The sequence below is a fragment of the Streptomyces sp. NPDC107471 genome (genome assembly GCF_055582845.1).
This window is the reverse complement of record NZ_JBVJPC010000005.1, coordinates 775,626-796,700: the sequence shown is the minus strand read 5'-3', so window position 1 is coordinate 796,700 and position 21,075 is coordinate 775,626. Positions and strand designations below refer to the sequence as shown.

Below are 21,075 nucleotides of genomic sequence, written 5' to 3'. Positions count from 1 at the left end.
TTTCCCTTTCCGGCGGTTCCGACTCTATCAGATCCTTTCGGGCCTGATTCCCAGTCAGAGGGGCTTGCCTTCCCGGCCGTTGGGCCGTTCCGACGAGTGAGACTTTAGCGGATTCCCGGCTCCCGAGCTAATCGGGGGGCCGCCGTCCTTTCGAACGTGGATTCCTCATTTCGCGAATACGCACGCCAATACGGCGACGGCAGACAGAGCGACTGTCGTCGTTTGTTGGCTGGTACCTGCGGAATGGCTGTCCGGGGACCGACCGGGGTCGGCGCTCACGTCGGACAACTCGGAGAACACTACGTACCCGGCTGGGGAGTGTCAACTCAGGTCCGGACGGCTCCCCGGAGGCGTAGGCTGACAGGCATGACAACGCGTACGTGCACCCAGCAGTGGTGGGCCGCCTGAAGGCGGCCGTAAGCACGTATGCACTCAACGGCCGCCGCCTCGGCGGCCGTTCGCGTATCCCCCTCCAGAACTGCTGAGGGTCGGCCGGCCGGGGACGGCGGTCTCGACCAGGAGGTGGAGAGATGACGCGGGTCTTCAGCGGGGTCAAGCCGACGGGGCATCTGACGCTGGGGAACTACCTGGGAGCCATGCGGCAGTGGGCCGCGGTGGACCAGCACCGGGCGGAGTCGCTGTTCTGCATCGTCGACCTGCACGCCCTGACCGTCGACCACGATCCGGCGCGGGTGCGTCGGCTGAGTCGGCAGGCGGCGACGCTGCTGCTCGCGTCGGGGCTGGATCCCGAGCTGTGCACCGTGTTCGTGCAGAGCCATGTGGACGAGCACGCGCGGCTGTCGTACGTACTGGAGTGCGTGGCCACGGACGGCGAGATGCGGCGGATGATCCAGTACAAGGAGAAGTCCGCTCGGGAGCGGGCTCGCGGCGGGAGTGTGCGGCTGTCCCTGCTCACCTATCCCGTGCTGATGGCCGCGGACATCCTGGCGTACGGGGCCAACGAGGTACCGGTCGGGGATGACCAGGCTCAGCATGTTGAGCTGACGCGGGACCTGGCGGTGCGGTTCAACCAGCGGTACGGGTACACGTTCGTGGTGCCACGGGCCACCGTGCCGACGGTGGGCGCGCGGGTCATGAACCTTCAGGAGCCCCTGTCGAAGATGGGGAAGTCCGACGACTCCGGGCCGGGGATCGTCTATCTCCTCGACGAGCCGGACGTCGTGCGGAGGAAGGTCATGCGGGCCGTCACCGACGGCGGTCGGGAGGTCGTGTACGACCGGGAGGCCCGGCCGGGACTGGCGAACCTGCTGGAGATCCTCGCGTCCTGCACGGGTGGGAACCCATCGGAGCTGAGCGGTGTATATGAGTCGTACGGCGCCTTGAAGAAGGACACCGCCGAGGCCGTGGTCGAGGTCTTGAGGCCCGTGCAGGAGAGGCACAAGGAGTTGTGCGCGGATCCTGGCTATGTGGAGGGGGTGCTGCGGGATGGCGCGGAGAGGGCACGGGCGATGGCGCGGCCGACCGTGGATGCCGCTTATCGCGCGATCGGGCTGCTGCCGGCCTCTTCGGATGCAGCCGCTTCGGAGACGACTGCTTCGGATACGGCTGCATCAGATACGGCGGCTTCGGATACGGCTGCTCTGGGCGGTGACGCCGTCGGGCGCGGTGACGTGCTGAACGCTGCTCGGTAGGCGCGCGCGGGCCCGGGTGGCGCTGTGCGGGGGCGGCTTCGCTTTCGTGGTGGCCGCGGTGGCTTCCGCGGGGTGGCCGCCGCCCCCGGTCGGTGTCAGTCCTTCTTGCCGGAGGCCAGTGCGCGGCTGCGGTCGCGTGCGGCTTCGAGGGCGGCGATGAGGGCGGCCCGTACGCCGTGGTTCTCGAGTTCGCGGATGGCGTTGATCGTGGTGCCCGCGGGGGACGTGACGTTCTCGCGCAGCTTGACCGGGTGTTCGCCGCTGTCGCGGAGCATCGTGGCGGCGCCGATCGCGGACTGGACGATCAGGTCGTGGGCCTTGTCGCGGGGCAGGCCGAGCAGGATGCCGGCGTCGGTCATGGCTTCGACCAGGTAGAAGAAGTACGCCGGTCCGGAGCCGGAGAGCGCGGTGCAGGCGTCCTGCTGGCACTCGGGGACGCGGAGCGTCTTGCCGACGGCGCCGAAGATCTCCTCGGTATGGGCGAGGTGGTCGGCGGTGGCGTGGGTGCCGGCGGAGATGACGGACATGGCCTCGTCGACCAGGGCGGGGGTGTTGGTCATGACGCGGACGACCGGGGTGCCCGTGGCGAGGCGCTCCTCGAAGAAGGAGGTGGGGATGCCGGCGGCGCCGCTGATGACCAGGCGGTCGGTCGGCACGTGCGGGGCGAGTTCGTCGAGGAGGGCGCCCATGTCCTGCGGCTTGACCGTGAGGATCAGGGTGTCGGCGGTCTTGGCGGCCTCCGGGTTGGTGACCTGGGTGACTCCGTAGCGGCTGCGGAGTTCCTCAGCTCGCTCGGGGCGGCGGGCGGTGACCAGGAGGTCGGCCGGGGCCCAGCCGGCGCGGATCATTCCGCTGAGCAGGGCTTCGCCGATCTTGCCGGTGCCGAGGACTGCGACTTTCTGGCTCATGCGGTTCAGTCTGGCACCGGGCCGGGAGGTGCAGGGCGGCTGTCCGGTGGGCGGGACATGGGGTCGGTGGTGTTCCTGGGCGGTCCTGGGTGGTCTAGGCGGTCCGGCGCCTCAGGGTCGCCGCTCCCAGACCCAGGACCAGCAGGGCGCAGCCCGCCACGATCAGGGCGTCGCGGACGAAGGCCGCTGTCATGTCGGTGTGCCGGAGGACCTCGTTCATGCCGTCGACGGCGTAGGACATGGGCAGGACGTCGGAGATGGCCTCCAGGACGGGGTGCATGTTGTCGCGCGGGGTGAAGAGGCCGCAGAGGAGGAGCTGGGGGAAGATCACGGCCGGCATGAACTGGACGGCCTGGAACTCGGAGGCCGCGAAGGCCGAGACGAACAGGCCCAGGGCGGTGCCGAGCAGGGCGTCGAGCAGGGCGACCAGCAGCAGGAGCCATGGGCTGCCGACGACGTCGAGGCCGAGGAACCAGACGGCGAGGCCGGTGGCGAGGGCGGACTGGATGATCGCGAGGGTGCCGAAGGCGAGGGCGTAGCCGGCGATGAGGTCGCCCTTGCCGAGCGGCATGGCGAGGAGGCGTTCGAGGGTGCCGGAGGTGCGTTCGCGCAGGGTGGCGATGGAGGTGACCAGGAACATCGTGATCAGCGGGAAGATCCCGAGGAGGGAGGCGCCGATGCTGTCGAAGGTGCGCGGGCTGCCGTCGAAGACGTAGCGCAGCAGGAACAGCATCAGGCACGGGATCAGGATCATCATCGCGATGGTGCGCGGGTCGTGGCGGAGCTGGCGCAGGACCCGGGCCGCGGTGGCGGTGGTGCGGGCGAGGCTGAGGCCGCTGGTGGGGGCCGGGGTGAGCCTCGGCGTGGTCGTGGTCATCGCGTGTGCTCCTTGGTGCGGCTTGCAGCAACGGCCTCGTCGACCAGGTGGAGGAAGGCTTCCTCGACCGAGTCGGAGTGGGTGCGGGTGCGGAGGGCTTCGGGGGTGTCGTCGGCGAGGATCCCGCCCTGGCGCATCAGGAGGAGGCGGTGGCAGCGCTCGGCCTCGTCCATGACGTGGGAGGAGATGAGGAGGGTGGCGCCGCGGCGGGCGGCGATGTCGTCGAAGAGGTTCCACAGGTCACGGCGCAGGACGGGGTCTAGGCCGACGGTGGGTTCGTCGAGGACGAGGAGTTCGGGGGCGCCGAGGAGGGCGACGGCGAGGGAGACCCGGCTGCGCTGGCCGCCGGATAGGTTGCCCGCGAGGGAGTCGGCGTGGCTGGCGAGGTCGACGTCGTCGATGGCGCGGGTGACGTCGGAGTGGCGCCGGTCGGCGGCGGCGCGGCCGGGGGCGAGGATCGCCGCGAAGTAGTCGAGGTTCTGGCGGACGGTCAGGTCGTCGTAGACGGAGGGAGCCTGGGTGACGTAGCCGATGCGGGTGCGCAGGGCGGGGTGGCCGGCGGGTTGGCCGAGGACGTCGAGGGTGCCGGTGACCTTGGCCTGGGTGCCGACGATCGAGCGCATCAGGGTGGACTTGCCGCAGCCCGACGGGCCGAGGAGGCCCGTGATCTGGCCGCGTGGCACGTCGAAGGCGAGGCCGCGCAGGACGGTGCGGGGGCCGCGGACGACGGTGAGGCCGTCGGCATGGACGGCGGGTGCGGCGGGCCCTTGGTCCGTGCTGTCGGCGGGCGGTCCGGGCTCTTTATTCATCATGCGATGAATAATGCTCCTGAGGGTTTGAGTCGTCAAGCGGATCGGGTGCGGAGGCGGGGGCGCGCGGTGGTGGGGTTGGGCGGTGGTGGGGTTGGGCGGTTGCGTGCGGGGCGGCAAGGACTGGGGCATGGAGCGGGGCCGGGGCAGAGGCGCGTGGGGCAGGGGCGCGTGGGGCAGGGGCGCGGGCGGCCGGGGCGCTGTCGCGATGGCGGCCGTGATCGTGCGGGATGCGGGTGCACTTCGGGTGGGTCCACGGTCGGGGCAGCGGCTCCGGGCGCGCGGGGCGGTGGGCGGACCCGCGACCGGGAGCAGCGGGCCGGGCGCTCTCGCAACGACGGCCGTGATCGTGCGGGACGCAGGTGCACGTCGCGTGGGTCCACGGTCGGAGCAGCGGCTCCGAGCGCGCGCGGGTGTGCAGATCCGCGCCCCGGAGCGGTGGGCCCGGGGGGAGCCGCGCGATCTGCGACGGGACGGCCGGGCGGCCGGTGCGTGGTGGAGACGGACCGGCCCGCGGCCGGAAGTGACGGGAGGCCGACGGGGGTGTGTTGGGCGGGCCCGCGATCGGGAGCCGGGGGTGGCGGTGGGCGCACCGCAGGGGGAGCCGGCGGTGCGCCCAGGAGACCGCATCGGCAGCCCCCGCGGGTGCCGGGCATGCCTCGGTCCTGCGGCTCACTCGGGCGCTGGGGCGTGGGTGTGGCCGCGGGCGCCGGGCATGCCTCGGTCCTGCGGCTCTTTCGGGTGCTGGGGCGTGGGTGTGGCCACGTCTGGGTCAGGGGTTGCGGGCGAGCAGCAGTTCGACGTCGTAGGTCTCCTCGACGGTGCCGTCGGGGAAGCGCTGGAGCAGGATGCGGCGCTCCTCGGTGAGGAAGTCGGCCGTGTGCTCCTCGCCCGCGACCAGGAACAGGGAGTGGCTGCCGATGTTGGCGAGGTGGGTGTCGACGGGCACGCGGCGGCTCCAGCGGACCACTCGGTGAGTGAAGTCCAGGCGGCCGCTGGGGTCGGCCTGGGCGGCGCGGGCTCCGTTGCCGTTCACCTCGACGGCCGGGTGGGCGCCGTACTCCTTGAAGTGCTCGGCGACCCGGGTGACCTGGCCGGTGATCCAGGGGATGTCGAGGGCGTAGGTGTTCCACCACAGGGCCAGGGCGCCGCCCGGGCGCAGGACGCGGCAGGCTTCCGGGACCGCGCGGGCCGGGTCGGTCCAGTGCCAGGACTGGGCGTAGGTGAGGAGGTCGGCGGAGTCGGTGAGGAGGGGGAGGTCGTTGCCGTCGCCCCTGATGATCGGGAGGTGGGGGTGGGTGCGGCGGAACTGTTCGGCCATGCCGTCGCCGGGTTCGACCGCGAGGACCTCGGCGCCCCGGGCGTGCAGCAGGGCGGTCGCTATGCCGGTGCCGGCCCCGATGTCGGCGACCCGGGCTCCGCTGAGGGGGCGGCCGGCGAGTTCCTCGATCGTGTCGAGGAGTGCGGGCGGATAGGAGGGGCGGTTGGCGGCGTACTGGGCTGCGGCGGCGTTGAAGGAGTGGGCTCGGGCGGTGTGGAAGGAGGCGGCCATGAGGCCATGGTGGCCGCAGAGGGAGCGGGCGGCGGTGTGTTTTGGGTGAGAGAACGCCCTGCGGGTGCCACGACTGCGGGGCGCCGGCAGGGTGGTACTCCCGCCGCCGGTGAGCGCGCCGTCGGAGCGGCCCAGCAGCTCGCCGACGCCCGGTTGAGGCGAGTGCGTTCAGGTTGGTGTTGAGCCCCCGGCCGTGACGACGGCTGCGGCTGACCGGCAGGGCTCAGCGGCGGCGCTTCTTCTTCGCCGGGTTCCCCGTGCGGCGGGCGCCGCGCTTCTCGTGCTCCCGCAGGGCGGCCTCGTACTCCTGCCGGTGCAGCTTCTCGCCCGGGGCCTCCGCGAGGGAGCGGAAGAAGTACGCGAGGAGGGATCCGACGAAACCGATGGCCAGGAGGCCGCGGAGGGAGGCCTGGCGGTCGGGGTCGGGGCGCTTGCCGAAGCCGTCCCAGGTGTTGCGGAAGGCCAGCGCGCTGCAGATGGCGAACATCGCGATGACGAGGAGGGTCACGAAGCTGCCGGTGTCGGCGATCTGGAGGCCCTCGTAGGCGAAGCGGAGGACCAGGCAGGAGGCCACGGCGGCGGCGAGGGAGCCAACGGCGGCGCCGGCGCGGCGGAGGGCGTAGCCGCTGTCGTGGTTCACCCAGGTGGTGCCGAAGAAACGGATCGGCTCGGGGTGGGGGGTGCCGGCTGGGGAGCCCGCGGTGTCCTGGGGGCCGGGTTCGTCGCTCACGGGACGATTATGGCTCCGGGACGGGGGCGGGCTCCCGCCGGGGATCAGGAGCAGCGGTCGGCCACGTATCCGTCGCTGCCGGTGTTGATGTACGCGTCGGAGACGTACTGGCCATTGCTGATGTTGTCCCAGATGTTCGAGGTGCCGTACGGACCTGTCACCGTCTGCCCCGGTGTCTGGCAGTGGATCGGGACCATGGAGCCCTCGGGTAGCACCCGGACGAGGCTGTAGACCGTGCTGGGTCCGCTGCGCACGTTCAGCCGGTAAGCCGGGAGCCACCGCGTAATGGCGTATCGACGCTGGTGGATCCCCTTCGGATGGGTGCCGAGATCAGCCGCAGCGCGAGGCGACGTAGCCGTCGCTGCCGGTGAGAACGTAGGCGTCCGAGACGAACTCACCGTTGGCGATGTTGTCCCAGATGTTCGACGTGCCGTACGGACCGACCACCGACGTCCCCGGCGTCTGGCAGAAGATCGCGACCTGCGCGCCTTCGGGCAGGACCCGGACGATGCCGTACTGGGTGCCGGGGCCTCGGCGGACGTTGAGGCGGTAGCCCGGGGCGACCGAGTAGTAGTGCACGGCCGCCGTTGCGGCGACTGCCGTCGTGACGGTCCTGCTCTCGCCGTTCTCGACTTCTTCGACGCGCTCAACAGACATGAAAATCCTCCCCCGTTGCTCCCCATGACTGCCATGGGGTCCCGTTGATTCCCCTAAATCACGCCATGAAACACATGTACGCAACTCGCACGCGGAGACTAGCAAGCCGCCTCTGTCCCGAACGAGTCATCGACTAGGCTCCGTGCGTCGCGCGCGCGGACGATCAGCACGGGGGTGGTTCCATGGCGCCACAGAGCAACACCGGAGCGGGCGCGGAAGCGGAACTTCCCGAGTACGCCGGTCACTACCGGCTGGAGTCATTCCTCGGGTCCGGCGGGATGGGCGTCGTGCATGTCGCGCGCAGCACCTCGGGGATGAAGCTCGCGGTGAAGATCGTGCATGCCGAGTTCGCCAGGGATCCCGAGTTCAGGGGGCGTTTCCGGCAGGAGGTGGCGGCGGCGCGGAAGGTGAGCGGGGCGTTCACCGCGTCCGTCGTCGATGCCGACCCCGATGCCGAACGGCCGTGGATGGCCACGCTGTTCATCCCCGGACCGACGCTCTCCGACGAGGTGAAGCGGAACGGTCCCATGGCGCCTGCCGAGTTGCGTCGGCTGATGGCCGGGCTCGCGGAGGCGCTGCGGGACATCCATCGGGTCGGGGTGGTCCACCGGGACCTCAAGCCGAGCAACGTGCTGCTCGCCGACGACGGCCCGAAGGTCATCGACTTCGGCATTTCCCGGCCAAAGGACAGCGAACTGCGCACCGAGACGGGGAAGTTGATCGGCACTCCCCCGTTCATGGCGCCCGAGCAGTTCCGGCGTCCCCGGGAGGTCGGTCCCGCCGCCGACGTCTTCGCGCTCGGGTCCGTGATGGTCCATGCGGCGACCGGACGCGGGCCCTTCGACTCGGACAGCCCGTACGTGGTCGCCTACCAGGTCGTGCACGACGAGCCGGACCTGACCGGCGTACCGGCGAATCTCGCGCCGCTCATCATGCGCTGTCTCGCGAAGGAGCCCGAGGACCGTCCGACTCCGGACGAGTTGATGCGGGAACTGCGGTCGGTGGCGGCCTCGTACGACACGCAGGCGTTCATACCGGCGCAGCGCACGGGTGAGGTGCCGGAGCCCGAGCAGGAGGTCGCGGAGCCGGTACGACAACCCAAGCGGCGTCTGCGTCGGATCACGTTGTGCGTCGGCGGAGCGTTCGTCCTGGTCGCGGCCGGTGTGTTCGCTTCTGTCCAACTGCCTGACGCAGGAAAGGTCGAGGCGAAAGGCACCGGCACACCCCAGGCCAAGGCCGGTGCGTTCCGCGCTTGGGCCGCGCGACCCGAATCCGGGGGCAAGGGCACGCCCCGGTGCTCCTACGGAGCGGGCAGGCTCCTCTGTGTCCGCTCGGGTTCGGTCTACGCCCTGGACCCGTCCGACGGCAGCCTGCTGTGGCGCCACTCCGCCGACACGGACCGTTGGAGCGTCCCGCCTGTCCTCTCCGGCGGCCTCGTACAGCCATTGGCCGACTACGGCACCCACCTGGAGGCGCTCGATCCCGCGTCGGGCCGGGCGCGTTGGCAGCGTGACGTGCCGACGTACAACGGCATGTGGTCGACCGGGGGCATGCTCCTGGTCGCCGAGGCGGACGGGACGATGACCGGTGTGGACAGCGCGACCGGCGACACCAGGTGGAGCAAGGAGATACCCGGCCATGTCACGCCGTCATTCTCCACGTTCCCCGGTGACCCGTTGTTGTACGTGACGAGTACGTCCGTCGACGAGTCGACCACCCGGGTCACCGCCGTGGACCCGGCCACGGGTGATGTGCGCTGGGACGAACGTCTCGACGGTGCCCTGACGCCGATCGGCTCCGAGGACGGATCGGTCTGCTTCCTCTCCGTCGACCAGGTCTTCGACTATGCCAAGGCCGTGGTCCGCTACACCCCCGAGTCCAGGGCGACCCGGAAGGTGACCCTGCGCGTGCCCCGCCAGGGCGCCCAGGCCACGGTGCACGACGGCGTCGCCTACGTCCTGGCCGCAGGGGGCTCGCTGGAGGCCGTCGCCCTCGACACGGGCCGACGGTTGTGGCATCTGGAGACGTCCGTCAGCCGTGGGTCCGTCCCGGTCTCGGACGGCAGCCACGTCTTCGTCACCGCTACCGACGGGCGGCTGCTCGCCGTGGACGCGCACAGGGGCACCCTCGTCGGGCAGACGCCGTCGAGGCTCGGCACCAGCGGGAGCGAGGTGGCCGCAACGCTGCCCAGACCCGCTCTCGCCACCCACCACGTCTACGCCACCGCCCCCGACGGCACCGTCTTCGCCGTGGACGCCCGCAAGCCCTCGGGCTGGTGACGCGCAGGCTGGCACGCACGGGCCGGTGACGCGAGCACGCCGAAGGGGCCGCCCCGAAGGGACGGCCCCCGTCGAACGGGAACTCAGCCCAGCTTCGACACGTCCCGCACCGCGCCCTTGTCCGCGCTGGTCGCCATCGCGGCGTAGGCCCGCAGCGCCGCCGACACCTTGCGCTCGCGGTTCTTCGGGGCGTACACGCCGCCCAGTGCGGCCTCGCGGCGCGCCAGCTCGGCGTCGTCGACCAGGAGCTCGATCGTGCGACCGGGGATGTCGATGCGGATGCGGTCGCCGTCCTCGACGAGGGCGATGGTGCCGCCGGCCGCCGCCTCCGGGGAGGCGTGGCCGATGGACAGGCCGGAGGTGCCGCCGGAGAAGCGGCCGTCGGTGATCAGGGCGCAGGCCTTGCCGAGGCCGCGGCCCTTCAGGTACGAGGTCGGGTAGAGCATCTCCTGCATGCCGGGGCCGCCCTTGGGGCCCTCGTAGCGGATGACGACGACGTCGCCCTCCTTGACCTGCTGGGTGAGGATCTTCTGGACGGCCTCCTCCTGCGACTCGCAGACGACCGCCGGGCCCTCGAACGTCCAGATCGACTCGTCGACGCCGGCCGTCTTCACGACACAGCCGTCGACCGCGAGGTTGCCCTTGAGGACCGCCAGGCCGCCGTCCTTGGAGTAGGCGTGCTCGACGCTGCGGATGCAGCCCTCGGCGGCGTCCTCGTCCAGGGAGGCCCAGCGCTCCGACTGGGAGAAGGCCTCGGCGGAGCGGACGCAGCCGGGGGCCGCGTGCCACAGTTCGAGGGCCTTCGGGGAGGGCGAACCGCCGCGCACGTCCCAGGTCTTGAGCCAGTCCGCGAGGGAGGGGCTGTGGACCGAGTGCACGTCCTCGTTCAGCAGGCCCGCGCGGTGCAGTTCGCCGAGGAGGGCGGGGATGCCGCCGGCGCGGTGCACGTCCTCCATGTAGTACGTGCGGTTCTTCGCCACGTTCGGGGCGACCTTCGCGAGGCAGGGGACGCGGCGGGAGACCTCGTCGATCTCGGCCAGGCCGAAGGGGACGCCGGCCTCCTGGGCGGCCGCCAGCAGGTGCAGGATCGTGTTGGTGGAGCCGCCCATGGCGATGTCGAGGGCCATGGCGTTCTCGAACGCCGCGAAGGTGGCGACATTGCGCGGCAGGACCGTCTCGTCGTCCTGCTCGTAGTAGCGGCGGGTGATGTCCATGACCGTCTCGGCCGCGTCGACGTAGAGCTGTTTGCGGGCCGTGTGGGTGGCCAGGACCGAGCCGTTGCCGGGGAGCGAGAGGCCGATGGCCTCCGTCAGGCAGTTCATCGAGTTGGCCGTGAACATGCCGGAACAGCTTCCGCAGGTCGGACAGGCGTTCTCCTCGATGCGGAGCATGTCCTCGTCGGAGATCTTCTCGTTCACCGCGTCGGACATCGCGTCGACAAGGTCGAGCGTGCGGACCGTGCCGTCCACGAGGGTCGCGCGGCCGGACTCCATCGGGCCGCCGGAGACGAAGACCGTGGGGATGTTGAGCCGCAGCGCGGCGTTCAGCATGCCCGGGGTGATCTTGTCGCAGTTGGAGATGCAGATCAGGGCGTCGGCGCAGTGGGCCTCGACCATGTACTCGACGGAGTCCGCGATCAGGTCGCGGGAGGGGAGGCTGTAGAGCATCCCGCCGTGTCCCATCGCGATGCCGTCGTCGACGGCGATGGTGTTGAACTCGCGCGGGATGCCGCCCGCCGCCACGATCGCCTCGGAGACGATCCGGCCGACCGGCTGGAGGTGGGTGTGACCCGGCACGAACTCCGTGAAGGAGTTCGCGACCGCGATGATCGGCTTGCGGCCGATGTCCGCACCGGGTACACCGGAGGCGCGCATAAGGGCGCGGGCGCCCGCCATGTTGCGGCCGTGGGTGACTGTGCGGGACCTCAGCTCGGGCATCGTCGCTCGCTCCTTCAGACAGTTCTGGCTGCTATCGAGCGTACGCCGGTCATCCAGGGGGCGGGACAGGGTGTCCGGAATGCGGGACGCCCGTCTCGGGTCAGGGGCCGGTCAGGTGGCCCTGCACCACCGGGGCCACTCGCGCGATGATCTGCTCGACGTCCGTGGACGCCAGCGGCTCCACCTTGATCACGTACCGCAGCATGGCCGTCCCCACGAGCTGCGCGGCCGCGAGCTCCGCCCGCAGCTCCGCGTCCGGCAGGTCCAACCGGTCGGCGATGCGGCGCAGCAACTGGGAGGCGACGAGGCGGCGGAAGACGGTGGCCGCGGTCTCGTTGGTCACGGCGGAGCGGACGATCGCCAGGAGCGGCATACGCGTCGCGGGGTTCTCCCAGACGCCGAAGATGAACCGGGTCAGGCGCTCCCCGACCTCCTCCACGGGCCCCTCGGCGAGTGCGTCGGGCGCGCTCAGGGCGGGCGCGGCGGCGACCTCCACGGCCGCCTCGAAGACCTGTTCCTTGGTGCCGAAATAGTGGTGGACCAGGGCCGAGTCGACCCCCGCGGCCTTGGCGATCCCGCGCACGGACGTCTTCTCGTAGCCCCGCTCGGAGAACTCCTCCCGGGCCGCGAGGAGGATCCGGTCGCGGGTGCCGGCTCCGTCGGATTCCGTACGCCGGGGCCGGCCGCGCCTTCGCGCGGTGACGTCGCTCACCGCCGCGGCACCTTCACCGGCGAGGCCAGGTGGAGGCGGGTGAAGGCCAGGGCCTCGGCGAGATCGGCCTCGCGTTCGGCGCCGGACATCGCGCGGCGGGTGTTGACCTCGATGACGACATGGCCGTCGAAGCCGGTCAGCGCGAGGCGCTCCAGGAGCTCGGCGCAGGGCTGGCCGCCGCGCCCCGGCACGAGGTGCTCGTCCTTCGCGGAACCCTTGCCGTCGGCGAGGTGGACGTGGCCGAGCCGGTCCCCCATCCGGTCGACCATCTGCATCGCGTCGGTCCGGGAGGTCGCCGCGTGGCTGAGGTCGATCGTGAAGTGCCGGTAGTCGTCCTTGGTGACGTCCCAGTCGGGGGCGTAGGCGAGCATCTCGCGGTCGCGGTAGCGCCAGGGGTACATGTTCTCGACGGCGAACCGTACGTCCGTCTCGCCGGCCATGCGCCAGATCCCGCTGACGAAGTCACGGGCGTACTGGCGCTGCCAGCGGAACGGCGGGTGCACGACGACCGTGCTCGCGCCCAGCTTCTCGGCGGCCGTCCGGGCCCGCTGGAGCTTGACCCAGGGGTCCGTCGACCACACCCGCTGCGTGATGAGCAGGCAGGGGGCGTGCACGGCGAGTACGGGGATCCCGTGATAGTCGGAGAGGCGGCGCAGGGCGTCGATGTCCTGGCTGACCGGGTCGGTCCACACCATGACCTCGACGCCGTCGTACCCGAGACGCGCGGCGATCTCGAAGGCCGTCGCCGTCGACTCCGGGTAGACGGAAGCCGTCGAGAGGGCGACCTTCGCATCCGGGATCCGTACGACTGGTTCTGCCACGGTCGTCAGCCTACGGCGTCCGCCGGGGTGGGACGGAACGCCCGCTCGCCGTTGTGGCGCTTGCCACTGGGCGGGTACGGGTGCGCTGTGGTCGCGCACACATCTCCCCGCGCCCCTAGAGCCCCTGCGCGGAACCCATGTGGTCAAGTCTGCGCAGGATCACGCCTTCCCTCAGCGCCCACGGGCATATCTCGACCGTTTCCACGCCGAACAGATCCATCGCGCCCTCGGCCACCAGGGCGCCCGCGAGGAGCTGGTTCGCCCTGCCCTCCGAGACGCCCGGGAGCTCCGTCCGCTGGTCCGTCGTCATGCCGGCCAGCCGCGGGACCCAGGCCTCCAGGGACTCGCGTTTCAGCTCGCGCTGGACGTACAGGCCCTCGGCGGAGCGGGCGGCGCCGGCCAGGCGGGCGAGCTGCTTGAAGGTCTTGGAGGTGGCGACCACGTGGTCGGGGGCGCCGAAGCGGGCGAACTCACCGACCGTACGCGCGATCTGGGCGCGCACGTGCCGGCGCAGGGACCGGACGTCGTCCGGGCTCGGGGGGTCGCCGGGGAGCCAGCCCGCGGTGAGACGGCCCGCGCCCAGCGGCAGGGACACCGCCGCGTCCGGTTCCTCGTCGATGCCGTAGGCGATCTCCAGGGAGCCGCCGCCGATGTCGAGGACCAGCAGCTTGCCCGCCGACCAGCCGAACCAGCGGCGGGCGGCGAGGAAGGTGAGACGGGCCTCCTCGGCGCCGGTGAGGACCTGGAGCTCGACGCCGGTCTCGGCCCGCACGCGCGCGAGGACGTCGTCGGCGTTGCCGGCCTCGCGGACGGCGGAGGTGGCGAACGGCAGCAGGTTCTCGACGCCCTTGTCCTCGGCGGCCTGGAGCGCGTCCTTGACGACGGAGACCAGTTTCTCGACGCCCTCGGGACCGATCGCCCCGGCCTCGTCGAGGAGTTGGGCAAGGCGCAGTTCCGCCTTGTGCGAGTGCGCGGGCAGGGGCCGGGCGCCGGGGTGCGCGTCCACCACCAGCAGGTGCACCGTGTTCGATCCCACGTCGAGGACACCGAGTCTCATGTAGGGAACGCTACTGCCAGCAGGGCGTTCGACTGTCTCCGGAGGGGCCTCGGGCGACTTACCCTGGACGCGTGCCAAAGACGAAAAAGGTGAAGGACGACAAAACGGCCGTATCTGCCGACGGTCCTTCGCGGGTGAAGCCGCCGAAGCAGTCGCGGAAGGCCCTGAAGGCTCTGAAGGCCGACGAGAAGGGCCTCGACTTCGCGCGCGCGTGGGTGGAGTTCCCGGATCCGGCGGACGACGAGCAGGTCTTCCGCTGCGATCTGACATGGCTGACCTCTCGGTGGAACTGCATCTTCGGCAGCGGCTGCCAGGGCATCCGGGCGGGCCGGGCGGACGACGGGTGCTGCACTCTGGGTGCCCACTTCTCCGACGAGGACGACGAGCAGCGGGTCGCCGAGCACGTGGCGCGACTCACTCCGGACATCTGGCAGCACCACGCCGAGGGCACGCGGGGCGGCTGGGTCTCGGAGGACGAGGACGGCGACCGGCAGACCCGCCCCTTCGAGGGCTCCTGCATCTTCCAGAACCGGCCGGGCTTCCCGGGCGGCCAGGGCTGCTCGCTGCACATCCTGGCCCTGCGGGAGGGCCGCGAGCCGCTGGAGACCAAGCCGGACGTCTGCTGGCAGCTCCCGGTGCGGCGGACGTACGAGTGGATCGACCGGCCCGACGACACCCGCGTCCTCCAGGTGTCCATCGGGGAGTACGACCGGCGCGGCTGGGGCCCGGGGGGTCACGACCTGCACTGGTGGTGCACGTCGGCGACCTCGGCACACGGCGCCGGCGACCCGGTCTACGTCTCCTACCGCCCCGAACTGATCGAGCTGATGGGCAAGGAGGGCTACGACCGCCTGGTCGAGCTCTGCGAGCAACGCCTGGCCTCCCAACTGCCCCTGGTGGCACCGCATCCGGCGGATCCGACCGTCTGAGGGACGCGGACGGGGGTGCCAGGGGCACGCCTGTGGTGGGCTCCCCCCGGCACCCCTGACGGCTCCCCCGGCGACCATTACGACGCCGACGGACTCGGTACGTCGCTGTCCGTCGGGGAGGCCGTCGGGCTCGCCGAGTCGGACGGGGTGGGGTCCGGCGGGGTCGGGGAGGGCGACGAGGACGGAGGGTCGCTCGGGGTGGGGTCCGACGGGGTCGAGGCCGTGGGGCTGGGGCTGGACGGGGGTGTCGTCGGCTCCCCGGGGTCGGACGGCGCGGGAGCCGTGCCGTAGCCCTCGATGGTGATGACGGCGCCTGCCGGTGCGATGGCCACGCGCGCGCTCCAGGGGCCGGAGGGCTCGCGCAGATGGTCGACGTACACCTTGATCGTCAACGACTCGCCGGGCTTCAGGGTTCCCGAGGACTGGCTCAGGTAGAGCCAGGAGGCAGCCGTGGTGGCCGACCAGCGGACCGGGGTGTCGCCGGTCGCGGTGAGGGTGACCAGCGTGGTGTCGCCGTTGTTGCCGGCCCCCACCTCCAGGTGCCCGGCGCCCTTCCCGCCGGCCCCGGCGACGCTCACAACCTCCACCGAGACGTCGGGCCGGCCGTCCTTGGCGAAACGGTTGCCGGGTTTCGCGCTGGCGTTCCCGGCGTTCTGGTAGCCGCCGCTCGCCGCCACGCCGTCCAGGCTGTCGGGGCCGTGCGCCTCGCTGGCGCTGGTGGAGTGTCCGTCGGTCCCCTCGCCGGGTCCGCCCCGGTAAGCGGCCCACAGGGCGAGCACGGGGGCGGCGACGACCGTGGCGACGACGGTCGTGGTGACGGCACGCGCGCGGAGACGGTCGCGGCGGGCGGCCCGGTCCTTGGGGTCCATCGGGAAGCCACGCCGGTCGAAGCGGGGCACGGCCACGCCACGCGCGCGTGGCGGGTGCGCCGACGCCTTGTGCAGGGCCGCGCGGGGTGCCTCCAGCACGGGCAGCTCGGCGGGCGTGATCATGGCGCCGGGCCAGCGGCCGGGGATCGCGCGCTCGGCACTGCGACGGCAGCGGGGGCAGTCGTCGACGTGGCGCACGAGTTCGCGGCGCAGGGCGGAGCTGAGCACGAACTGGCTGTCGCCGGTGAGCCGCGCCACGCTCGGGCAGTCGCCGGTCTCGACGACGGCGAGGGCCGCGCGCGTGCGCTCGACCTCGCAGGCGGCGGAGGCGAGCAGTTCACGGGCGCCGGCGAGGTCCATGCCGAGGACCGCGGCGACCTCGTGGGCGGCGAGGTGGTGGCGCACGGCGAGTTCGAGCGCCTCGCGCTGCTCGGGGGTCGTACCAGCCGCCTCCGGCCAGGCCAGCAGGGCGAGTTCGCGGCGCCGGGCCTCCAGCACGTCCTCGGCGACGGGGGGTTCGGCGGAGCGCTGGGACGCTCCGTGCCGGCCTGCCGCGTGGGTGGCCTGACGTTTCTGCTTGGCCTCGGCGAGCTTGCGCAGACAGGCCCAGCGGGCCAGGGCGTACAGCCAGGCCCTGCGGTCGCCGGCCGCGTCCGGGCCGCCGCGCTTCTCGGCGAGCGCGAGGACGTCGGCGAGGGCGGCGGTCGCCGCTTCGTGGTCGCACAGCACGGACATGCAGTAGGTGAACAGGCCGTCCAGGTACGGCTCACAGCGCGCGGGCGGCCGCTGCGCCAGGGTGCGCGCCGCGCCGCGGTCGCGCTCCTGCCGTTGCGCCCGGTGCGCGCCGGTGGTGCGGGTCGAGGTCTCCGGACTGCTGCTCATCATCCGTGGACCGTAGGACGCGAAACATGGCCCCTTCCTGCGGCTTGAGCACATTTACTCCGTACGGGTGAAACGATCCCTCAATAGGGGACAGGAACCCCCGATTCCATGGCTCGTTCCCGTCGTGACGTGGCCGATTCACGTGTCGGGGCGGGGGCGGGGGCGGATCCGCGGGGCGGGGCGGGGGGCGGATACGCGGGTCGGGGCGGGGGTGGTTCCGGATGTCGGGCAGCGTGCCGTCCGGCGGGCGGCGACGGCGTTGTCAGTGGCGGCCGTTACGGTTCGTGCATGGCCACCCGTACGAAGTCCGCCAAGGAGCGTCCGTCCTACCGCTGCACCGAGTGCGGCTGGCAGACGGCCAAGTGGCTCGGTCGCTGCCCCGAGTGCCAGGCCTGGGGGACGATCGAGGAGTACGGCGCGCCCGCCGTGCGGACGACGACACCCGGCCGCGTCACCACCTCCGCGGTGCCCATCGGCCAGGTCGACGGCCGCCAGGCCACCGCCCGCTCCACCGGCGTGCCCGAGCTGGACCGGGTCCTCGGCGGCGGCCTCGTGCCCGGCGCGGTGGTGCTCCTCGCGGGCGAGCCCGGCGTCGGCAAGTCCACGCTGCTGCTGGACGTGGCGGCCAAGTCGGCGAGCGACGAGCACCGCACGCTGTACGTGACCGGTGAGGAGTCCGCGAGCCAGGTCCGGCTGCGCGCCGACCGCATCGGCGCGATCGACGACCACCTGTACCTCGCCGCGGAGACCGACCTCTCGGCGGTCCTCGGCCACCTGGACGCGGTGAAGCCGTCGCTGCTGATCCTGGACTCGGTGCAGACGGTGGCCTCCCCGGAGATCGACGGCGCCCCCGGCGGCATGGCCCAGGTGCGCGAGGTGGCCGGCGCGCTGATCCGGGCCTCCAAGGAGCGCGGCATGTCCACCCTGCTGGTGGGCCATGTCACCAAGGACGGCGCGATCGCCGGCCCGCGCCTGCTGGAGCACCTGGTGGACGTGGTGCTGAGCTTCGAGGGCGACCGGCACGCGCGCCTCAGGCTCGTACGGGGCGTCAAGAACCGCTACGGCGCCACCGACGAGGTCGGCTGCTTCGAGCTGCACGACGAGGGCATCACGGGCCTCGCGGACCCGAGCGGACTTTTCCTGACACGTCGTGCCGAACCGGTCCCCGGCACCTGTCTCACCGTCACCCTGGAGGGCCGCCGGCCCCTGGTGGCCGAGGTCCAGGCGCTCACCGTGGACTCGCAGATCCCCTCGCCCCGGCGCACCACCTCGGGTCTGGAGACCTCCCGCGTCTCGATGATGCTCGCCGTCCTGGAGCAGCGCGGCCGGATCAGCGCGCTCGGCAAGCGGGACATCTACTCCGCGACGGTCGGCGGGGTAAAGCTTTCGGAACCTGCCGCGGACCTTGCGGTCGCGCTCGCCCTGGCGTCGGCGGCCAGCGACACCCCGCTGCCCAAGAACCTCGTCGCGATCGGCGAGGTGGGCCTCGCGGGCGAGGTCAGACGGGTCACGGGCGTCCAGCGCAGGCTCTCCGAGGCCCACCGTCTGGGCTTCACGCACGCGCTCGTTCCGGGCGATCCCGGCAAGATCCCGGCCGGTATGAAGGTCCTGGAAGTCGCGGACATAGGGGACGCCCTGAGGGTCCTTCCGCGCTCGCGTCGGCGAGAGGCCCCGCGGGACGCTGAGGACCGCCGGTAGACTTTGCCCTGGTCTCGCCCGTCCGTACGAACCGAATGTGCGACACGGGAGCGTCCAAGACCCCGCGACCGGAGGAGAGCAGTGGCAGCCAACGACCGGGCAGCAGCTCCCGGAAAGTCCGGTGGGAGTGCCGGTTCCGATGGCCTGATGCGCGCCTCCCTGAGCGCCGTGGCCCCCGGCACCGCCCTGCGCGACGGCCTCGAGCGGGTGCTGCGCGGCAACACCGGCGGACTCATCGTGCTCGGCTTCGACAAGACGGTGGAGACGATGTGCACGGGCGGTTTCGTCCTGGACGTCGAGTTCGCGGCCACGCGCCTGCGTGAGCTGTGCAAGCTGGACGGCGGCATCGTGCTCTCGTCCGACCTGTCGAAGATCCTGCGGGCGGGCGTGCAGTTCGTGCCCGACGCGACGATCCCCACGGAGGAGACGGGCACCCGGCACCGCACCGCGGACCGGGTGAGCAAGCAGGTCGGCTTCCCGGTCGTCTCGGTCTCCCAGTCGATGCGGCTCATCGCCCTGTACGTCGACGGCCAGCGGCGCGTCCTGGAGGACTCGGCGGCGATCCTGTCCCGCGCGAACCAGGCGCTGGCGACCCTGGAGCGCTACAAGCTGCGGCTGGACGAGGTCGCGGGCACGCTCTCCGCGCTGGAGATCGAGGACCTGGTGACGGTCCGGGACGTCTCGGCCGTGGCCCAGCGCCTGGAGATGGTCCGCCGCATCGCCACGGAGATCGCCGAGTACGTGGTCGAACTCGGCACGGACGGCCGCCTCCTGGCCCTCCAGCTCGACGAGTTGATCGCGGGCGTGGAGCCGGAGCGCGAACTGGTCGTGCGGGACTACGTCCCCGAGCCCACCGCGAAGCGCTCCCGCACGGTCGACGAGGCGCTGTACGAACTGGACGCCCTGACCCACGCCGAGCTCCTCGAACTCCCCACCGTGGCCCGGGCCCTGGGCTACACCGGTTCCCCCGAGGCGATCGACTCGGGCGTCTCCCCCCGCGGCTTCCGGCTGCTGGCCAAGGTCCCCCGGCTGCCGGGTGCGATCATCGACCGTCTGGTGGAGCACTTCGGCGGCCTGCAGAAGCTGCTGGCGGCCAGCGTCGACGACCTCCAGACGGTGGACGGCGTCGGCGAGGCGCGGGCGAGGAGCGTCCGGGAGGGCCTGTCGAGGCTGGCGGAGAGCTCGATCCTGGAACGGTACGTGTAAGGGCTTTTAGTCCTTAGGGCTTCTGGCCCTTAGGGCCTTCTGGTTCTTTCAGGGGCGCGGGGAACGGCGCGACCAGCCCCCAAGCCCCCGCGGCCGGCGAACAACCGGACGCGGGACCCCTTGAGTCGCTTCAGTCGTTCTCCAGCACGAACGAGGCCTGAGCCGTGGCGTATCCGGGCGCCTTGACCTCCACCAGGTAGGTCCCGGCACCCGCCGACCCCGCCGGCGGCGTGGCGCACTGCGGAGCGCTCGGCTTGCGGTCCCACTTCACGGTGTACGTGATGCTGCTCCCGGCCGGAGCCCGGTAGACCAGGTGGCCCGCGGTCCTGGGGCAGTCGGCGGACGACCAGTACGCGTCGTCCTCGTCGGCCTGAGTGATCGTCAACACCGCGTTCTTGGGGCCGAGATCGACCTTGCAGTCGGTGCCGGAGGAGTTCGTCGCGGTCAGCAGCAGCGTGGGCGTCTCGCCGGGCTCGTAGGCGTTGTGCAGGCTGCGCACGCTCAACCGCACCGCGCCCGCCGTGCAGTTGGGCAGTCCGGAACCGGCCGGAAGGGTGTCGCCCTGTCCGACCCCGACGCCCGTACCGTTGCCACCGACGCCGCCGACGCCCCCGGCACCGCCGGAGCCGCCCGCACCCGCGGAGCCGCCCGTGCCGGCCGCACCGCCGGTTCCCGAGCCGCCCCCCGCGGCCGCCCCCGCGGCCGCGCCCGCGCCCGCGCCAGCGGCGGAGCCCGATCCCGCACCCCCGCCGGTGTCGCCGCCGGTCGTCGACTCGTCGCGGCCGCCCGGGGCTTGGCTGATCGCCGGCCCGGAACCGGAGGGGCCCGGGGTGATCGTGGAGGGGGAGGGATTCTTGTCGTTGGGCCCGTCCGCGCCGTTCTTGCCGCCTCCGCCGCCGGAGGTGACGATCCATGCGATCAGGAGCGCCAGCACGGCTAGGACGGACAGCATGACGGCCCTCCGTCGCCAGTAGATGGAGGAGGGAAGCGGCCCGACCGGATTGCGCAGAGATCCCACGGCGCAAACTGTACGAGAGATCGGCGAGTTCGCTGTCCTCACCCGCCGCCCGGCGCCACAACTTTTCCGGATCATCATTCCGGCACTGACACGTGCCGATCGCGGGGCGTGACCGTATCCGCCCACCGCCTACGGTCCGTGACCGCGGACTTCGAGGATGCCGGGTCCACCGGGACATCGCCGACGACGCCGACGACACCCGCACGTGGGGACGACACGGCGTCGTCACATGGACGCCGAGCGGACTCCCGCCCCTCGGCGCGCTGTTCGTCCCCGCCACCCTCACGTTCGCGATCGCGTCCCTTGCACCTCTGGCCACGGCCCCCCACCGACTCCACCGCGCGCGCCAGGAGTTGCCCGCCGCTCTCGGCGCTGACCCCTCCGGTGTCGGCCCGGCTCGTACCGCGTGTCGATCATCAGGTCGGGCGGCCCCCGGGGTGACGGTCCGCCCGCGCGGCCCCTTCACCCGCCAGGAATCTGCA

Annotated in this window: 17 protein-coding genes and 1 pseudogene; 5 read left to right on the top strand and 13 right to left on the bottom strand. The window is 71.9% G+C overall.

Translation table 11 applies throughout. The features are described 5' to 3' along the window. Nucleotides 1-530 precede the first annotated feature (530 nt). Nucleotides 531-1,652, top strand: a complete 1,122-nt coding sequence (trpS, locus tag ACZ66S_RS21100) for a tryptophan--tRNA ligase (RefSeq protein WP_469903008.1) — start codon at nt 531-533, stop codon at nt 1,650-1,652. 95 nt (nt 1,653-1,747) lie between these two features. On the opposite strand, the gene proC is transcribed toward trpS, so the two are convergent. The 7 genes and pseudogenes from proC to ACZ66S_RS21065 form a co-directional block, all read right to left on the bottom strand. Beyond that, entirely contained in the window at nt 1,748-2,560 is an 813-nt protein-coding gene (gene proC, locus ACZ66S_RS21095) for a pyrroline-5-carboxylate reductase (protein WP_469903007.1), read from the bottom strand. Between the two features lie 94 nt (nt 2,561-2,654). Beyond that, nucleotides 2,655-3,437 (bottom strand): ABC transporter permease, encoded by a 783-nt coding sequence (locus tag ACZ66S_RS21090; protein ID WP_469903006.1) that lies wholly within the window; start codon nt 3,435-3,437, stop codon nt 2,655-2,657. After that, the gene (locus ACZ66S_RS21085; protein WP_469903005.1) at nt 3,434-4,249 is read right to left on the bottom strand and encodes an ABC transporter ATP-binding protein; all 816 of its coding nucleotides are present in this window, start codon (nt 4,247-4,249) and stop codon (nt 3,434-3,436) included. Before ACZ66S_RS21085 ends, ACZ66S_RS21090 begins: the two co-directional genes overlap by 4 nt. A gap of 769 nt (nt 4,250-5,018) precedes the next feature. Continuing rightward, entirely contained in the window at nt 5,019-5,798 is a 780-nt protein-coding gene (locus ACZ66S_RS21080; RefSeq protein ID WP_469903004.1) for a class I SAM-dependent methyltransferase, read from the bottom strand. Nucleotides 5,799-6,021: 223 nt separating this feature from the next. Next, nucleotides 6,022-6,528 carry an EamA/RhaT family transporter gene (locus tag ACZ66S_RS21075; RefSeq protein WP_469903003.1) on the bottom strand — a complete coding sequence of 169 codons (507 nt, stop codon included), beginning with the start codon at nt 6,526-6,528 and terminating at the stop codon, nt 6,022-6,024. 44 nt (nt 6,529-6,572) lie between these two features. Further along, nucleotides 6,573-6,825: pseudogene (locus ACZ66S_RS21070) on the bottom strand (peptidase); the annotation flags it as partial. A gap of 33 nt (nt 6,826-6,858) precedes the next feature. Further along, nucleotides 6,859-7,185 carry an SH3 domain-containing protein gene (locus tag ACZ66S_RS21065; RefSeq protein ID WP_365461211.1) on the bottom strand — a complete coding sequence of 109 codons (327 nt, stop codon included), beginning with the start codon at nt 7,183-7,185 and terminating at the stop codon, nt 6,859-6,861. Between the two features lie 182 nt (nt 7,186-7,367). Here ACZ66S_RS21065 and ACZ66S_RS21060 point away from each other — a divergent pair, with 182 nt between their 5' ends. After that, nucleotides 7,368-9,464 (top strand): serine/threonine-protein kinase, encoded by a 2,097-nt coding sequence (locus ACZ66S_RS21060; RefSeq protein ID WP_469903002.1) that lies wholly within the window; start codon nt 7,368-7,370, stop codon nt 9,462-9,464. Between the two features lie 83 nt (nt 9,465-9,547). On the opposite strand, the gene ilvD is transcribed toward ACZ66S_RS21060, so the two are convergent. The 4 genes from ilvD to ACZ66S_RS21040 form a co-directional block, all read right to left on the bottom strand. After that, nucleotides 9,548-11,401 (bottom strand): dihydroxy-acid dehydratase, encoded by a 1,854-nt coding sequence (ilvD, locus tag ACZ66S_RS21055; protein ID WP_469903001.1) that lies wholly within the window; start codon nt 11,399-11,401, stop codon nt 9,548-9,550. Nucleotides 11,402-11,501: 100 nt separating this feature from the next. After that, nucleotides 11,502-12,113, bottom strand: coding sequence for a TetR/AcrR family transcriptional regulator (locus tag ACZ66S_RS21050; RefSeq protein WP_469903000.1), 612 nt, complete (start codon nt 12,111-12,113; stop codon nt 11,502-11,504). After that, a complete protein-coding gene (locus tag ACZ66S_RS21045) occupies nt 12,110-12,934 on the bottom strand; it encodes a sugar phosphate isomerase/epimerase family protein (RefSeq protein ID WP_469902999.1) in 825 nt (274 codons plus the stop codon). Before ACZ66S_RS21045 ends, ACZ66S_RS21050 begins: the two co-directional genes overlap by 4 nt. Nucleotides 12,935-13,049: 115 nt before the next feature. Continuing rightward, nucleotides 13,050-13,991 (bottom strand): Ppx/GppA family phosphatase, encoded by a 942-nt coding sequence (locus ACZ66S_RS21040; RefSeq protein WP_469902998.1) that lies wholly within the window; start codon nt 13,989-13,991, stop codon nt 13,050-13,052. A 71-nt stretch (nt 13,992-14,062) separates the two neighbouring features. On the opposite strand from ACZ66S_RS21040, the gene ACZ66S_RS21035 reads away from it, so the two are divergent. After that, nucleotides 14,063-14,920: a DUF3109 family protein gene (locus ACZ66S_RS21035; RefSeq protein ID WP_469902997.1), complete on the top strand. Its 858-nt coding sequence runs from the start codon at nt 14,063-14,065 to the stop codon at nt 14,918-14,920. A gap of 77 nt (nt 14,921-14,997) precedes the next feature. On the opposite strand, the gene ACZ66S_RS21030 is transcribed toward ACZ66S_RS21035, so the two are convergent. Then, on the bottom strand, nt 14,998-16,674 hold the full coding sequence (locus ACZ66S_RS21030; RefSeq protein ID WP_469902996.1) for a BACON domain-containing protein: 1,677 nt from the start codon (nt 16,672-16,674) through the stop codon (nt 14,998-15,000). A 285-nt stretch (nt 16,675-16,959) separates the two neighbouring features. Between ACZ66S_RS21030 and radA the strand changes: the two genes are divergently transcribed. Together radA and disA are read left to right on the top strand one after the other, a co-directional pair. Next, complete coding sequence (radA, locus tag ACZ66S_RS21025; RefSeq protein ID WP_469902995.1) at nt 16,960-18,369, top strand: DNA repair protein RadA; 1,410 nt, start codon at nt 16,960-16,962, stop codon at nt 18,367-18,369. Between the two features lie 81 nt (nt 18,370-18,450). Beyond that, nucleotides 18,451-19,575 (top strand): DNA integrity scanning diadenylate cyclase DisA, encoded by a 1,125-nt coding sequence (gene disA / locus ACZ66S_RS21020; RefSeq protein ID WP_037717494.1) that lies wholly within the window; start codon nt 18,451-18,453, stop codon nt 19,573-19,575. A gap of 130 nt (nt 19,576-19,705) precedes the next feature. Here the strand turns inward: disA and ACZ66S_RS21015 are convergent, their stop codons facing one another. Further along, nucleotides 19,706-20,593, bottom strand: a complete 888-nt coding sequence (locus ACZ66S_RS21015; protein ID WP_469902994.1) for a hypothetical protein — start codon at nt 20,591-20,593, stop codon at nt 19,706-19,708. Nucleotides 20,594-21,075: the final 482 nt, after the last annotated feature.

Excerpts from the sequence above, each read along its gene's own strand:
- ACZ66S_RS21090 (WP_469903006.1), bottom strand. The coding sequence starts at position 3,437 with ATGACCACGACCACGCCGAGGCTCACCCCGGCCCCCACCAGCGGCCTC.
- ACZ66S_RS21080 (WP_469903004.1), bottom strand. The coding sequence starts at position 5,798 with ATGGCCGCCTCCTTCCACACCGCCCGAGCCCACTCCTTCAACGCCGCC.
- ilvD (WP_469903001.1), bottom strand. The coding sequence starts at position 11,401 with ATGCCCGAGCTGAGGTCCCGCACAGTCACCCACGGCCGCAACATGGCG.
- ACZ66S_RS21065 (WP_365461211.1), bottom strand. The coding sequence starts at position 7,185 with ATGTCTGTTGAGCGCGTCGAAGAAGTCGAGAACGGCGAGAGCAGGACC.
- proC (WP_469903007.1), bottom strand. The coding sequence starts at position 2,560 with ATGAGCCAGAAAGTCGCAGTCCTCGGCACCGGCAAGATCGGCGAAGCC.
- ACZ66S_RS21040 (WP_469902998.1), bottom strand. The coding sequence starts at position 13,991 with ATGAGACTCGGTGTCCTCGACGTGGGATCGAACACGGTGCACCTGCTG.
- ACZ66S_RS21060 (WP_469903002.1), top strand. The coding sequence starts at position 7,368 with ATGGCGCCACAGAGCAACACCGGAGCGGGCGCGGAAGCGGAACTTCCC.
- radA (WP_469902995.1), top strand. The coding sequence starts at position 16,960 with ATGGCCACCCGTACGAAGTCCGCCAAGGAGCGTCCGTCCTACCGCTGC.
- trpS (WP_469903008.1), top strand. The coding sequence starts at position 531 with ATGACGCGGGTCTTCAGCGGGGTCAAGCCGACGGGGCATCTGACGCTG.
- ACZ66S_RS21030 (WP_469902996.1), bottom strand. The coding sequence starts at position 16,674 with ATGATGAGCAGCAGTCCGGAGACCTCGACCCGCACCACCGGCGCGCAC.
- ACZ66S_RS21085 (WP_469903005.1), bottom strand. The coding sequence starts at position 4,249 with ATGATGAATAAAGAGCCCGGACCGCCCGCCGACAGCACGGACCAAGGG.